Here is a 13,596-nt window from a genome sequence, read left to right as displayed (position 1 = left end):
GCCCCCACAGGGTCCCAGTCGCAGCTCAGAACCCTGTGGGAGCTGGCTTGCCAGCGATGAGGCCATCAGCCACAACGACGAAACACACCTGACAAAACAGCCACAACGCTCCGAAAAAACGTTTCAACAGCTTACAATCCCGCCCCATTCGTAATTAACAAGAAAGGTCCCGTCAGTACATGGCGCTCGATCCCCCTACCATGCTGGTCCTCACCGTCGTTCTCGCCGCAACCGCCGCGCTTTACCTGGCGATCGAATGGGGCAGCGTGCGGGAAAACTCGCTGCTGTTCTGGAGCGCCGGCTTCGCCACCATCACCATCGGCTCGACCCTGGCCCTGATGCGCAGCAACGGCCTGCTGGTGCTGGGCATCTGGTTCGCTAACGGCCTGCTGGTGACCGCCCACTGGCTGTTCCTCCTGGGTGTGGCGCGCTTCACCGAAACCCGCCTGTCGCGGGCCTGGTACCTGATCTTCGTACTCTGGGGCGCGCTGCTCCTGCTCCCCGAGGACCAGTGGTGGTCCAAGGTCATGACCTTCTTCAATGCCGGCCTGGTGGGCGTCCTGGCCCTGCGCGCCAGTGCCCTGCTGCGGCCTCACGGCAGGTCCCTCAGCGTCGGCGCCGTGCAGTTGCGCTATGTGATGCTCGGCCACGGCCTGTTCTACATACTCAAGGCGTGCCTGGCGATGGTCCCGGGGACCCTGCTCGACCTGGCGTCTTTCCGCGGCGAAATCATCCAGATCTCCCTGGTGGAAGGCGCCGTGGCACTGATGCTGATCGCCCTGTCGATGACCGGCAGCGAACGCTACCGCCGGGAAAAGCGCATCGCCCGCCTCGCCGCCCGCGACCCGCTGACCACCCTGTACAACCGCCGCGCCCTGGAGGTTCGCGCGCCACGCCTGCTGGAAAACGTCTCGGTGCAGCAGCCAGGCGCACTGCTGCTGATCGATATCGACAACTTCAAGCTGGTCAACGACCTGTACGGCCATGCGGCGGGCGATCGGCTGCTGGTGAGCCTGGGCGAAATGATCCTTGACGGGTTGCCGGAAGACGCCCTGGCCGCACGCTTGGGCGGCGACGAGTTCGTGATCCTGCTGGGCAATGCCTCCAGCGAGCGCATCGTCGCCCTCGGCAGCACCCTGCGCGAAGGCTTCCGCCAGCAGGCCTCGACCTTCGCCACGCCGGAGCCGGTGACCCTGAGCATCGGCGCCAACCTGTTCGAATACCCGCCGGCCAGCCTGGCAGCGCTGATCGAACAGAGCGATGCAGCGCTGTATGAATCCAAGCGCGGTGGCCGGGACAGTATCCGGCTGGTGGATGCACGCTGATTGCTGATGGCCCCATCGCTGCGATGGGGCCCGAAAGCACCCCTCCGAGTTAGAAGCGGTACTTGGCAGTCACCGTATAGTTACGTGGATCACCGACGAAATTGCCGCCAACGGTGGTCATGATGCTGGAGTAGTAGTCGCGGTCGAAGATGTTGTTGGCGTTCAGGCTCAGGGTCAGGTGCCGGTCGACATCGTAGCTGGCGAACAGGTCGGTCACCGCGTAACCGCCCTGCTCGATGCCCGCGCTGGTGTAGATATCGCTCTGCACATGCAGACCGCCACCGACCTTCCAGCGGTTCAAGTCACCCGGCAGGCGGTAGCTGGTGGCCAGCTTGAACAGGTTGAGCGGCAGGTTGGTACCGTAGCGCTCGCCGCTGGACTGGGTGCCGATCGGCGCATAGTCATTGGGCTTGCGGTGCTTGGCGTAGTTGTAGGTGTAGCCGGCCGACAGTTGCCAGTCCGGCAGCACTTCGCCGCTGATCTCGAACTCGACGCCCCGGCTGCGCACCTCGCCCGACGCGCCATAGCAGTCCGGCATGGCACCGCAGGTGGCGGCATCCAGCTGCACCGGCAGGTTTTCCAGGTCGATCTGGAACAGCGCGACACTGGCATTCAAGCGCCCGTCGAAGTACTCCGCCTTGAGCCCGACCTCGTAGTTGCTGCCTTCCTGCGGATCCAGCAGGCCGCCACCGGCGCTGTTGTAGTTCTGTGGATTGAAGATCCGCGTCCAGCTGGCATAGGCGGTGTAGGTGTCGTTGAGGTCGTAGGTGAAGCCCAGGTAGGGGGTGAATTCCCGGGTCGCCTTGTACTCGTCGTTGCCGGTCCAGGTGCCGGAGTGGGTGGTCAGCTCGTAGGCGTACCAGTCCAGGCGCCCGCCTGCGGCCATCTTCAGGGCGTCGGTCAGGCTGAAGCGCGCGGTGAAGTAGACACTGGACTGGTCGATCTTGCCGTCCCGCGACCAGGCATCGGTGATGCCAGGCTTGGGCACGCCCTTGCCATCGAACGCCAGCGGGTCGAACTCGTAGACGAAGCCCAGGGGCCAGCCGCCAGGGCCGTCGTCGATATCCTGCTGGCGGTAGCTGCCGCCCACCACCAGTTCATGGCTGCGCCCTAACAGTTCGAACGGACCGCTGGCATAGCCGTCGAGGCTGGCCTGGGTGTTTTCGTAGTGGTACTTGCCGAAGCCGAAACCGAGGTCGCGGGAGGTTTCGTCCGGGCGATAGAGGTAGGAACCGAACATGTCCATCTGGCTTTGCAGCGCGGTGGCGGCGAACTTCGCCGTCCAGTCGTTGGCGAAGCGGTGGGTGATGTCGGCGAAGACCGTGCTGCTTTCCTTGTCCCAGTACGACCAGCTCGGGCTCATCCGGGTCGAGCGGGAAATATCGAGGAAGCTGCCATCGGCATTGGTGCCGCGGCCGTTCCAATCGGCGCCGGGGTTGTTGTCCTGGCTCCAGCTGTAGCCCACGGCGAGCGTGGTGGCGTCGTCGAGGTCGGCTTCGAGCACGCCGTAGAACAGGCTGCGGCGGTTCTGGTAGTCGTCGATATAGGAGTTGCGGTCCTGCAGCGACAGCACGGTGCGCCCGCGCAGGGTACCGCTGGCATTGAGCGGGCCGCTCAGGTCCAGTTCACCGCGGTAGTCGTCCCAACTGCCGGCACCGGCGGTGATGCTGCCCTGGAAGGTTCCGGTGGGCCGCTTGCGCACCAGGTTGATCGAGCCGCCCGGGGAACCCGCGCCCTCCATCAGGCCCGAGGCGCCACGCACCACTTCGACCCGGTCGTACATGGACAACAGACCGGTGGACAGGCTGGCTTCGTCGTAAGCCACCGGAATGCCGTCGACCATCAGGTTGTTCAGCTGGAAGCCCCGGGAGTTGAAGCGCTCGCGCTCGCCGCCCCACTTGGTCAGGGTCAGGCCGGTGGTGTACTTCACCGCATCGCCGAGGGTGGTCATGGCCTGGTCCTCGATGCGCTGGCGGGTCACCACGCTCACCGACTGCGGGGTTTCCCGCGGGGTCAGGGCCAGCTTGGTGCCGCTGCTCATGGTCCCGGTGGTGTAGGAGCCGGTAGGCTCGCTGGTGGCGCCAAGGCCGCTGGCATTGATGCTGGTGGCGTCCAGTTGCAGCGCACCGTCGTCGGCCGAAGCCGGGCTGGACACCAGGTAGCTGCCGTCCCCGGTTCTCTGCAGTTTCAACCGGCTGCCACGCAGCAGCCGTTGCAGGGCCTGCTCCACCGTGACGTCGCCACTCAGGGCCGGCGCCTGAAGACCCTCGGCGCTGTCGGTGGCGAACAGGATGCGCGCCCCGGTCTGCCCGGCCAGGGCATTCAGGGCCTGGTCCAGCGGCTGGGCCGGCAGGCTCACGGCATGCCGGGCCTCCTGGGCTTGCAGGCTGGTTGCCAGGGTGATGCTGACGGCCAGCAATGACAGGCGGCGCAAGCGACGCGATGTGGTGTGGATGCTCATTGGACTCCCCGATAGTGCAGTCGAAAAACGCGTTCTGAATCGACGCTCACAGGGAGTGGCGAATGGGACCGGAAAAATGTTGAGGCCAGGAATGAAAAATATTCTCTTTTCCATCAACGACTGCGGATCGACACCTGGCCATCGGCAGCACGCTGCACATTGATCGGCAGGATCGACGGCAGCAGGTCGAGCAGCGGCTCCACCGCAGCACTGTCGAATTCACCGGAAAGCCGCTGGCCGGCAGCCCGGTTGTCGAGCAGGTGGATCGGCGCCTGGCGATAGCGTTGCAGGTCGACGATCACCTCGCGCAACGGCGTGCCGTCGAAGCGCAGCTTGCCCTGTTGCCAGGCGGTGATACGCGCCGGATCCACCGGGGTAACCGGACCGATCTGCGCGTCCCTGGCCTGCACCTGCTGGCCACCGAGCAGACGCTGTGCAGCGACGGCGGTGCTGGAGACCTCCACCTCGCCGTCCACCACCGCCACGGCGACGCCGCGGCTGTCGCTGCGCACATTGAATACGGTGCCGATATCGCGCACGGCGATGCCCTGGCTGCGCACGATGAAAGGTTGCGGGCCGTGGGCCACGGTGAAGGTCGCTTCGCCCTGCAGCAGCTCGAACTGGCGGCTGCGCAGGCGGTGCTCGATGCGCAGATGGCTGTTGCTGTCGAGTACCAGCTGGCTGCCGTCGGCCAGGGTCAGGCGCTCGCGCTGACCGATGGCGACGCGCAGCTCGTCGCTGTAGTACGACGGATCGAAGGCCCAGGCCGCTGCAGCCAGCAGCACCACCGACAGGCCGCCGCCGAGGGCGCGCTTGCGTTGGCGCTGGCGGGTGCTCTGGGCCTTGGCTTCGGCCAGCAGGGCTTCGCGGGACGGGACGCGCTCGCGAAGGGCCTGCTCGAAAGGCGTCAGGGCATCGGCGGGTTTGCGGGCGTCTGTCATGCCGTCGCCAGCGCCCGACGGGCCGGTCCCCACTGGCGGGCGATGGTGTGCATGGCACGGGAGAAATGCTGGGTGACCATATTCAGGGAAATGCCCAGCTCGGCGGCGATCTCCTTCTGTGGCATGCCGTGAATGCGGTGCAACAGGAACACCTGGCGGGCCCGGGCCGGCAGGCTGTCGACGATGGCCAGCAAAGCATGCAGTTGCTGCTCGAAGTCGAGGCTGGCGGCGCCGTCGAGGTCGTGCACATGCCAGTCGGGGACGTCCGGTGTGAAATCGATCAACGCCGCACGGCTGTTATCGGCGCGGCGGCGGTCGATGGCCTTGTTGAAGGACACCTTGCGCAGGAAGGCGAACGGCAGCTTCACCGGCTGCTGCGGGGGCTTCTCCAGCAACTGCACGCAGACGTCATGCACCACCTCGCGGGCGAACTGGCTGCCCTGGAAGCGCCGGCGGATATAGGCGACCAGATCATCGTAATGCAGTGCCAGGGCCCCGATCAGTTCGGGATTGGAGGTGGAATCGGGCATGAGCGTCAGGGTATGCGAATGGGAGTGGTTCGCATTATATGCATTAGGGAAGCGTTGCCAAGGCATGTTGTCTGGTGACTGTCAGGGCCTCATCGCCGGCAACGCCGGCTCCCACGGGGTCCAGCGGTGCACGCGCAACCTGTGGGAGCCGGCGTTGCCGGCGATGAGGCCATCACTATCAACATCACACCAACCCGCTCTCCGAGCACACCAGCATCACCGCCAGTGCCAGCATCGCGGCGCCCGACACTCTACCAACCAGGCGCGTCGCCACTGGCCGCGAGCGCAGCGCCACCCCGGCGCCTAGGCCGACCAACGAATACACCACCGCGCAACTGGCCGTGTAGATCAGCCCCAGCACCACGATCTGCCCGGCGATGCCCAGCCCCGCCTGGGGATTGGTCCAGGGCGGGACAAAGGCGACGAAGAACAGGAAGCCCTTCGGATTCAACCCGCTGACCAGCGCACCACGCACGAACTGTCCGAGCCGGCTCGTCGCTCCCGCCTCGACCCCCGCCTGCGCCACCGGCGGATTGCGCAACAGCCCCACGCCGAGCCAGGCCAGATAGGCCGCGCCCACCAGGCTCAAGCCAGTGACAAAGGTGGTGTTGCCCACCACCAGCACTTCGAAGCCGCCCGCCACCACCAGCGTCAAGGCGACATAGCCGGCAAGCAACCCGGCCACAGCCGCCATTACCCCCTCGCCACGCAGCCCTTCGGCGATCGCATAGGCCCAGTCCGGGCCGGGAATCACCACGAAGACCATGGCGAAGCACCAGAAGCCCCACAGCGTTACCGTACTCATTCCACTGAACTCAGCCATGCAATGCGAGCCCCTTCAACGCCTTGTCCACGGCCTTCTTCGGCCCGCGCAGGGCCAGGCCCACCAGGTTCAGGCTGCACGGATCCTCGGCGAGGAACACTTCGCGATTGGCCGCGTCATGGCCGGTGGCGAACATCGCCTGGACGTAGGGCGACAAGGTCAGGCCGCGCTCCAGGCCGATACGATGCGCCTTCTGCAACCCGGCCAGGTCGCCTTCGAAGATCATCATCGGCTGGCCGAACAGCTTGCCGTAGCGGTTGCCGGCGGCGTCCACATAGGGCTCGCCCATGACCTCGGGCGCGGCAGCGGCGATACCGGTGGAAAGAAAGGCCACCACATTCAGGCGCTGCCAGGTGGCAAGGTCGTTGCGCACGACGATGGCTACTTTGCTATCGAACATCGGGAAAACTCCAAATCAAAGGCGAGGCGCCATGATCGGAGTCGGGAGGCGGGTCAGTCTGTAAGGTTTGTGCACTGTCGGCGATAAGCCGCCGGGGTCATGCGGAAGGCGCGGCGGAACCATACGCCGAGATGGCTCTGGTCGGAGAAGCCGGTCTGCGCTGCCACTTCCGCCGGTTTCATGCCGCGCGCCAACAGGGCCCGTGCGGTGCGCAGGCGCAGGCGCACCAGGTAGGCGTGAGGCGACTGGCCGAAGGCTTTCTTGAATTGCCGGGTCAGGCGAAACCGATCGACGCCGGAGTAGGTCGACAGCTCTTCGAGGCTGACGTCAAAGGCCATCTGCGCGTGCAGGAAATCCCGTGCTCGCTGCAGTTCCTGCGGCGAATCGCGGCGCAGCGAAGACGGCTTGAGGCAGACATGGCGCGCCAGCGTACCGAGCAGGTGGTCAACGCCCTGGTCTCGCGCCAGCCGCCCCTCGTTATTGTGCAGGGCAAGGAACGCCTGCTGGATCGCGGCGATCAGCTGCGCATCGTCGGTCAGGGTGCTATGGAAGGCCGCCTGCAGGCTGGACGCATCGCCGATGCCGAGGCGCTCGGTGATGCTGCTGACGAAGGGTTGCGGCAGGTACAGCATGGCGTAGGTAAAGCCCTCGGCCTCCGGGGCATGACCGTCATGCACGGCACCGGGCTCGATCAGGATGGCCCGGCCCGGCGTGCTCACGTGCAGCGAACGGTGGCAACTGAATTGCTGCACGCCCTGCTGGGTCACGCCCAGCAGCATTTCGTCGTGGTCATGGGGATCGTAGGCATGGCCCTCGAAATGCGCATGGACGCTCTCGATCCCGGTTTCCGCGTCGCGGCGCATGTGCAGCCAGTCGTTGTCGCGGGTGTCGTGTGATTCAACGCTCATAAGGGCCGTCGGGGGTTGAATGGCGGGCTATGGAGCCGGAGGATGGACCCCTGACTCGTGAAGCTCAAGGGGACCGGAAAAATGCCAGCAGGAAAGACAATCTATCTGGATGACCTGGCGGTTGGCGATGTTTTTGTCAGCGAGGAACATGCGCTGGACGCCGAGCAGATCATCCGTTTCGCTACAGAATTCGACCCACAACCCTTCCATATCGAGGCAGATGCCGCCAAGGAAACCTACTTCGAGGGGCTCGCCGCGAGTGGCTGGCACACGGCGGCGATCACCATGAAACTGCTGGTGCAAAGCCTGCCATTGTCACGCGGGGTGATCGGGGCTGGCGGGGAGATCAGCTGGCCAAGGGCAACCCGGCCGGGGGATGTGCTCAAGGTCACCAGCACGGTGCTGGAGCTGTTGCCGTCGCGGTCGAAGCCGGACCGGGGGTTTGTGGTGGTGGAGTCGTTGACCCGTAACCAGGCTGGAGAGGTTTGTCAGAAGCTGGTTTCGAAGGTGTTGTGTTTCCGCAAGGACAGTTGAGACTTCACTGGCCTCATCGCTGGCAAGCCAGCTCCCACAGGGTCCCTGTGGGAGCTGGCTTGCCAGCGATGGGGCCCTCAGCCGCACACCAGCTTCCCGACCTTACCCCGCCGCCGCTCCAGCAACCGATCGAAGCCTAGGTTGTACAAGTAGGTATACGGCAGCAGGAACACCAGCAAGCCCACCTCCATCAGGAACGCCTCCACCAGCCCGATCGACAGCCACCACGCTGCCGCCGGCACCACGGCGAGGATCAGGCCGCCTTCGAAACCCAGGGCATGGGCGATCCGTACCCATGGCGTGCGCTTGAAGCCCATGCGCAGCTGCAGCCGGTCGAAGAGGACGTTGTAGAGCATGTTCCACAAGGTGGCGGTGACCGAAATGGCCAGGGTCAGCAGCCCGGCACTCATCAGCGGCTTGCCCATCACCAGGGCGATGGTCGGTGCGCACAGCAGCACGGCGAAGAATTCGAAGCCCAGCGCATGGACGATGCGGGTGAGCAGGGTCTTTTCGGTGGTCATAGGATGACTCCTGGAAAGGTTTGAACCCGGCCAGCTTATGACCTACATTTCCGTACCTCAACAGCCAATATCCCAAGCACTAGTTGCAAATATGAAACACCTCGAATGGGACAACCTGCACGTCCTGCTTGCCGTGGTTCGCTCCGGCAACCTCAAACGCGCGGCCCAGCGCCTGCGCCTGAGCACCGCTACGCTGTCGCGGCGCCTGGATGCGCTGGAAGAACAGCTCGGCGGGCAGTTGCTGGAGCGCAGTTCCACCGGCTGCCTGCCCACTGCGTTCGGCCAGCGTATCGCCGGCCTGGCCGAGCAAATGGAAGGCGCGGCCAACGAGATCCTGCGCGAGGCAGACTCGCCAGAGAACGTGGAAGGCACGGTGCGGGTGAATGCCGACGAGTGGCTGTCGTTCCTGGTGATCGCCCTGCTCGCACCGATCCGCCCGCGCCATCCGCTGCTGGACATGGAGGTGCTGACCACGCCACACCCGGTCAATCTGGCGCGACGCGAGGCCGACCTGTCGTTGCGCTATGCCGAGCCGGAAACCCGCGACCTGGTCGCCGAGCCCCTGGGCGAGATCGAATTCGCGCTATACGGCGCCAGCCACTACCTGGACCGTCACCGCCCGGCGCTCGCCGCGCGGGACTGGGCCAACCTCGACTTCGTCGGCCTGGAGGAGTCACGCCTGGACCAGGACCTGGAAACCTGGTGGCAAGGCCTCGACGGCGCCCCCCGCCGTGGCTGCGCTGCAACCAGACCCTCGGAATCTACGACGGGGTAATCGCCGGGGCCGGGCTCGGCATCGTGGAAAAACGCACGGCGAAACTGACGCCGACACTGGAACTGGTGCTGGACATGCCCGGGCTGACCCGCGAGGTGTGGCTGTGTGCCCACCGTTCGTTGCGGGAAAGTGCGCGGATCAAGGCGGTGCGGGATTTCCTGGTGGAGGCGTGGCCGCATTAAGCGTGTGTCGTTCTTCAGGGCCTCATCGCTGGCAAGCCCACAGGTTCACCACTGTTCTTGAGAGCAGTGCTGTCCCTGTGGGAGCTGGCTTGCCAGCGATAGGGCCTCGGCGGCAACCTATTCCTGAAGCCTTGTTATTGCGGCCCCTTTTCGCCAACAATACAGCGAATAATTCTCAATAACCTTCCCCGCCATGTCCGACTCCTCCGCCCTGCACCACCTCTACCAGCAGCACAACGGCTGGCTGAACACCTGGCTGCGCATGCGCCTGGGCAATTCCAGCGATGCTGCGGACCTGGCCCAGGACACCTTCGTCCGTGTCCTCAGCGCGCGCAATGTCGAGGCGATCCGCGAGCCGCGCACTTACCTCAGCGCCATCGCCCGCGCCCTGATGATCGACCGTTTCCGCCGCCGCGCCGTCGAGCAGGCCTACCTCGACGTCCTGGCCCTGCGCCCGGAAGCCACGGACATTTCCCCGGAAACCCGCCTGCTGATCATCGAGACCCTGACCGCCGTCGACGCCATGCTCGACGAACTCGGCGAGCGCACCCGTAGCATCTTCCTCGCCGTGCAGCTCGAGGGCCTGAGCTACGTCGCAGTCGGCGAGCGTCTCGGGATATCGGTGACCACGGTGAAGAAGCATATGGTCCGCGCTATCACCCATTGCCTGCTGCTGGCCCAAGGCTGATCGATGCTAGATCGCGAAGTGCTGGAAGCCGCCGCCACCTGGTACGTCAACCTCAGTGCCGCGCCGGCCTGCGAGCAGGAACGCCAGGCCTGGCGCAACTGGCTGGCCGACGACCCGAGGCACGCCAAAGCCTGGGCCCAGGTGGAGCAACTGCAACAGCGCCTGGCCCTGCTCTCCCCCGAACTGGCCCTGCCCGCGCTGGCCGATGTGCGGGCGCGCCGGCGTGCAGTGAGCAAGGTCCTCGGCCTGCTGCTGATGGCCGGCGCCACGGGAGCCAGCCTGCAAGCACTGGAGCCGCTGTCCTCGCGCATGGCCCAGTACCGCACGGACAAGGGCGAGCGCCGCGAGTTGCAGTTGGCCGATGGCAGTCAGCTGATCCTCAACACCGACAGCGCAGTCGATGTTCATTACGGCAGTTCACTACGGGAGATCCGCCTGCACCGCGGCGAACTGCTGCTGCAAACCGCGAAGGACCCGGCCAACCGGCCGCTGCTGGTACACACCCCGCAAGGCAGCGTGCGCGCCCTCGGCACCCGCTTCAGCGTGTACAGCCATGACGGGCGCAGTGAGGTGAAGGTGTTCGAAAACGCAGTGGAACTGCGCCCGGCCAGCACGCCGGCGACCATGGGACGGGTCGAAGCCGGACAGCAATCGGGCTTCGACCCTCGGCATCTCCAGCCGGTCACACCGTTGGCCGACGCCAGCGACGCCTGGATCCAAGGAATGCTGATGGCCGTCGACTGGCCGCTGCAGCGCCTGCTCGGCGAACTGGGCCGCTACCGTCGCGGCTACCTGACCTGCGCCGACAGCGTGACCGGGCTCAAGGTCACCGGCGCCTTCCGCCTCGACGACACCGATACCGTACTGGAAAACCTCGCCACCGCCCTGCCCGTCCGGGTGCGCTACCTAACCCGCTACTGGGTGCGCCTCGATGCTGCGTAGAAGAACTTTCTCCATTGGGGTTGCCGATTTTCATTCTCATCCGGCCATGCACTGAAGCGGCGATAACTGCCGCATGTCTGCCATGCCAACCGAAGGAAATCCGCATGTCCCGTTTTGCCAAGCAAGCCGCAAGCCCCCTGGCCCGCGCCGTCCATCTGGCCCTGCTGGGGGCGCTCGCCAGCCCCGTGCTGGTGCTGCCCGGCGTGGCCACGGCGCAGACCCAGGTGGCGCGCTTCGATATCGCCCCCGGCCCGCTCGGCCTGGCCCTGAGCCAGTTCGCCTCCCGCGCCGGAGTGACCTTTTCCTTCCCCAGCGAACAAACCCAGGGGCTGACCTCGCCCGGCCTGCAAGGCGAGTATTCGGTGGACGATGGCCTGGCCCGCCTGCTCGAAGGCAGTGGCCTGCAGGCCCGTCGCGAAACCAATGGCGGTTACGTCTTGATGCCCCGCGCCGCGGCCAGCAACGGCGCTATGGAACTCACCGCCCTGAGCATTTCCGGCAAGGCGCCGGGCTCCACCACCGAAGGTTCCGGCTCCTACACCACCGAGTCGTCCAGCAGCTCGACGCGCCTGAACCTGTCGCTCAAGGAAACCCCGCAGTCGATCACCGTGCTGACCCGCCAGCGCCTCGAAGACCAGAAGCTCGACAACCTCACCGACGCCCTCGACGCCACCGCCGGCATCACCGTGATCCGCGAAAGCCTCGGCGCCGACAGCACCGCCTACCTGTCCCGCGGCTTCGCCATCAGCAACTTCGAGATCGACGGCGTGCCGACCTCGTCGCGCATGGACAACTACACCCAGAACACCGCCATGTACGACCGCGTCGAGGTGGTGCGCGGCGCCACCGGCCTGGTCAGCGGCCTGGGCAATCCGTCTGCGACCATCAACCTGATCCGCAAGCGGCCCACGGTCGAGCCGCAGGTATTGATCAGCGCCGAAGCCGGCAGTTGGGATCGCTATGGCCTGAGCCTCGACGTCGGCGGCGCGCTCAACGACGCCGGCAACGTGCGCGGCCGCTTCGTCGCCGAGCAGAAGGACCAGCACGCCTGGATCGACCGTTTCAGCCAGGAACTGAGCACCCTCTACGGCATCGGCGAGGTGGACCTGAACGAGGACACCCTGCTCACCGCCGGCTTCAGCTACCAGGTCACCCACAGCAACGCACCGATGCGCACCGGCTTCCCGCTGTTCACCACTGACGGTGCGCGTACCGACTTCAAGCGTTCGTTCAACACCTCGCCGGACTGGTCCTACTATGATCGCCAGCAGAGCACCGTGTTTGCCTCCCTGGAACACCACTTCGCCAACGGCTGGAGCGGCAAGCTGGAGTACAGCCACGCGCGCAACGACTACGACACGGTGGTTGCCTACATGGACGGCGAAGTCGACATGGCCGACGGCAGCGGCGCCTACATCATGCCGACCCGCTGGCAGGCCGCGCCGACCCAGGACAATATCGACGCCTACCTCACCGGTGGCTTCGAACTGTTCGGCCACGAGCATGAGCTGATCGGCGGCGTCACCCTGTCGCGCATCGAGGAGCGCGGTACCGCCAACTACGGCGGCTGGCAGCGGGCAAGTTCGGGCTACGCCGGGAGCATCGACAATATTTTCACCTGGGACGGCCACACGCCGAAGCCGGTGTTCAACAAGCTCGGCGAAAGCGACCTGACCGAAACCCAGTACGCCGCGTACCTCACCTCGCGCTGGCACCTGACCGACGCCGCCAGCCTGATCCTCGGCTCGCGGGTGGTGGACTGGAACCGCGACAGCAGGAGCCGGCTGTACAGCACCGGCGCGGTGACCAAGGCCGAACGCACCGAGACCGGCATCGTCATCCCCTATGCCGGGCTGGTCTACGACCTTGACGACACCTGGACGGCGTATGCCAGCTACACGCAGATCTTCAACCCGCAGAACGCCAACATCCGCGACGTCAACGGCACTCCGCTGGATCCGCAGGAAGGCACGGGTTACGAAGTGGGGATCAAGGCCGGCTTTCTTGAAGATCGCCTGAATGCCAGCCTGGCACTGTTCCGCGTCGAGCAGGACAACCTTGCCGTGGCCGACGGCGGCCGGCTGCAGCCCAACGGTTTCCAGGCCTACAAGGCGGAAAGCGGCACCACCAGCGAAGGGCTGGAGCTGGAGGTCAACGGCGAGATTCTCGAAGGCTGGCAGGTTACCGGGGCTACTCGTACAGCGTCAGCTTCAACGCGGATGACGAGCGCATCGTCACCGAGATCCCGCGCAACAGCGTCAAGCTATTCACCACCTATCGGCTGCCCGGGGAACTGGACAGGCTGACCGTGGGCGGCGGGGTCAACTGGCAGAGCGAGACCGGCTACGCCCTGAGCTATGCCACCACCCAGAGCAGCTATACGATCGCCAACCTGATGGCGCGCTATCAGATCAGCCCGTCGCTGTCGGCTACATTGAATGTCAACAACCTGTTCGACAAGGAGTACCTGACGACCACGGCGGCGGGGTTGTACGGGGCTCCGCGCAACTTCATGACGACCTTGCGCTACGCCTACTGATCCGGAATTCGTGGTGGGCCTTATGGC

General features: G+C 65.4%; 13 protein-coding genes and 1 pseudogene. 7 read left to right on the top strand and 7 right to left on the bottom strand.

Annotated features, from left to right (window positions below):
- The first annotated feature begins 179 nt into the window (after positions 1 to 179).
- A complete protein-coding gene (locus CSV86_RS07750) occupies positions 180 to 1,325 on the top strand; it encodes a GGDEF domain-containing protein (protein WP_009407892.1) in 1,146 nt (381 codons plus the stop codon).
- Positions 1,326 to 1,374: 49 nt separating this feature from the next.
- On the opposite strand, the gene CSV86_RS07745 is transcribed toward CSV86_RS07750, so the two are convergent.
- The 6 genes from CSV86_RS07745 to CSV86_RS07720 all read right to left on the bottom strand — a co-directional run bounded on the left by CSV86_RS07745 (position 1,375) and on the right by CSV86_RS07720 (position 7,388).
- Positions 1,375 to 3,786: a TonB-dependent siderophore receptor gene (locus CSV86_RS07745; protein ID WP_009407894.1), complete on the bottom strand. Its 2,412-nt coding sequence runs from the start codon at positions 3,784 to 3,786 to the stop codon at positions 1,375 to 1,377.
- Positions 3,787 to 3,899: 113 nt separating this feature from the next.
- Positions 3,900 to 4,727, bottom strand: coding sequence for a FecR family protein (locus tag CSV86_RS07740; RefSeq protein ID WP_009407896.1), 828 nt, complete (start codon positions 4,725 to 4,727; stop codon positions 3,900 to 3,902).
- Complete coding sequence (locus CSV86_RS07735; RefSeq protein ID WP_009407898.1) at positions 4,724 to 5,257, bottom strand: RNA polymerase sigma factor; 534 nt, start codon at positions 5,255 to 5,257, stop codon at positions 4,724 to 4,726. Before CSV86_RS07735 ends, CSV86_RS07740 begins: the two co-directional genes overlap by 4 nt.
- Before the next feature lie 184 nt (positions 5,258 to 5,441).
- Positions 5,442 to 6,080: a LysE family translocator gene (locus tag CSV86_RS07730; RefSeq protein WP_240160392.1), complete on the bottom strand. Its 639-nt coding sequence runs from the start codon at positions 6,078 to 6,080 to the stop codon at positions 5,442 to 5,444.
- Entirely contained in the window at positions 6,073 to 6,480 is a 408-nt protein-coding gene (locus CSV86_RS07725) for a DUF2000 family protein (RefSeq protein ID WP_009407902.1), read from the bottom strand. The genes CSV86_RS07730 and CSV86_RS07725 overlap by 8 nt, the downstream gene beginning before the upstream one ends.
- A 53-nt stretch (positions 6,481 to 6,533) precedes the next feature.
- Complete coding sequence (locus tag CSV86_RS07720) at positions 6,534 to 7,388, bottom strand: AraC family transcriptional regulator (protein ID WP_009407904.1); 855 nt, start codon at positions 7,386 to 7,388, stop codon at positions 6,534 to 6,536.
- 57 nt (positions 7,389 to 7,445) lie between these two features.
- Between CSV86_RS07720 and CSV86_RS07715 the strand changes: the two genes are divergently transcribed.
- Entirely contained in the window at positions 7,446 to 7,922 is a 477-nt protein-coding gene (locus tag CSV86_RS07715) for a MaoC family dehydratase (RefSeq protein ID WP_009407905.1), read from the top strand.
- Between the two features lie 77 nt (positions 7,923 to 7,999).
- Here the strand turns inward: CSV86_RS07715 and CSV86_RS07710 are convergent, their stop codons facing one another.
- Positions 8,000 to 8,443 (bottom strand): multidrug/biocide efflux PACE transporter, encoded by a 444-nt coding sequence (locus CSV86_RS07710; protein WP_009407906.1) that lies wholly within the window; start codon positions 8,441 to 8,443, stop codon positions 8,000 to 8,002.
- A gap of 37 nt (positions 8,444 to 8,480) precedes the next feature.
- Between CSV86_RS07710 and CSV86_RS07705 the strand changes: the two are divergent.
- The 5 genes and pseudogenes from CSV86_RS07705 (at position 8,481) to CSV86_RS31775 (ending at position 13,569) form a co-directional block, all read left to right on the top strand.
- Positions 8,481 to 9,400, top strand: a pseudogene (locus tag CSV86_RS07705) (LysR family transcriptional regulator).
- A gap of 193 nt (positions 9,401 to 9,593) precedes the next feature.
- On the top strand, positions 9,594 to 10,088 hold the full coding sequence (locus tag CSV86_RS07695; RefSeq protein ID WP_009407908.1) for a sigma-70 family RNA polymerase sigma factor: 495 nt from the start codon (positions 9,594 to 9,596) through the stop codon (positions 10,086 to 10,088).
- A 3-nt stretch (positions 10,089 to 10,091) separates the two neighbouring features.
- Positions 10,092 to 11,030 carry a FecR domain-containing protein gene (locus CSV86_RS07690; protein WP_009407909.1) on the top strand — a complete coding sequence of 313 codons (939 nt, stop codon included), beginning with the start codon at positions 10,092 to 10,094 and terminating at the stop codon, positions 11,028 to 11,030.
- A 104-nt stretch (positions 11,031 to 11,134) separates the two neighbouring features.
- Positions 11,135 to 13,336: a TonB-dependent siderophore receptor gene (locus CSV86_RS07685; protein WP_311985797.1), complete on the top strand. Its 2,202-nt coding sequence runs from the start codon at positions 11,135 to 11,137 to the stop codon at positions 13,334 to 13,336.
- Positions 13,261 to 13,569 carry a TonB-dependent receptor domain-containing protein gene (locus CSV86_RS31775; RefSeq protein WP_311985824.1) on the top strand — a complete coding sequence of 103 codons (309 nt, stop codon included), beginning with the start codon at positions 13,261 to 13,263 and terminating at the stop codon, positions 13,567 to 13,569. Before CSV86_RS07685 ends, CSV86_RS31775 begins: the two co-directional genes overlap by 76 nt.
- Positions 13,570 to 13,596 lie beyond the last annotated feature (27 nt).

It is taken from the genome of Pseudomonas bharatica CSV86 (assembly GCF_000319305.2).
GTDB classification, from domain to species: domain Bacteria; phylum Pseudomonadota; class Gammaproteobacteria; order Pseudomonadales; family Pseudomonadaceae; genus Aquipseudomonas; species Aquipseudomonas bharatica.
Note: the sequence above shows the minus strand (reverse complement) of the source record. Positions and strands in the feature narration are given on the sequence as shown.

Coding starts and splice junctions, on each gene's coding strand:
- CSV86_RS07750 (WP_009407892.1), top strand. CDS start 180: ATGGCGCTCGATCCCCCTACCATGCTGGTCCTCACCGTCGTTCTCGCC.
- CSV86_RS07745 (WP_009407894.1), bottom strand. CDS start 3,786: ATGAGCATCCACACCACATCGCGTCGCTTGCGCCGCCTGTCATTGCTG.
- CSV86_RS07740 (WP_009407896.1), bottom strand. CDS start 4,727: ATGACAGACGCCCGCAAACCCGCCGATGCCCTGACGCCTTTCGAGCAG.
- CSV86_RS07735 (WP_009407898.1), bottom strand. CDS start 5,257: ATGCCCGATTCCACCTCCAATCCCGAACTGATCGGGGCCCTGGCACTG.
- CSV86_RS07730 (WP_240160392.1), bottom strand. CDS start 6,080: ATGGCTGAGTTCAGTGGAATGAGTACGGTAACGCTGTGGGGCTTCTGG.
- CSV86_RS07725 (WP_009407902.1), bottom strand. CDS start 6,480: ATGTTCGATAGCAAAGTAGCCATCGTCGTGCGCAACGACCTTGCCACC.
- CSV86_RS07720 (WP_009407904.1), bottom strand. CDS start 7,388: ATGAGCGTTGAATCACACGACACCCGCGACAACGACTGGCTGCACATG.
- CSV86_RS07710 (WP_009407906.1), bottom strand. CDS start 8,443: ATGACCACCGAAAAGACCCTGCTCACCCGCATCGTCCATGCGCTGGGC.
- CSV86_RS07695 (WP_009407908.1), top strand. CDS start 9,594: ATGTCCGACTCCTCCGCCCTGCACCACCTCTACCAGCAGCACAACGGC.
- CSV86_RS07690 (WP_009407909.1), top strand. CDS start 10,092: ATGCTAGATCGCGAAGTGCTGGAAGCCGCCGCCACCTGGTACGTCAAC.
- CSV86_RS07685 (WP_311985797.1), top strand. CDS start 11,135: ATGTCCCGTTTTGCCAAGCAAGCCGCAAGCCCCCTGGCCCGCGCCGTC.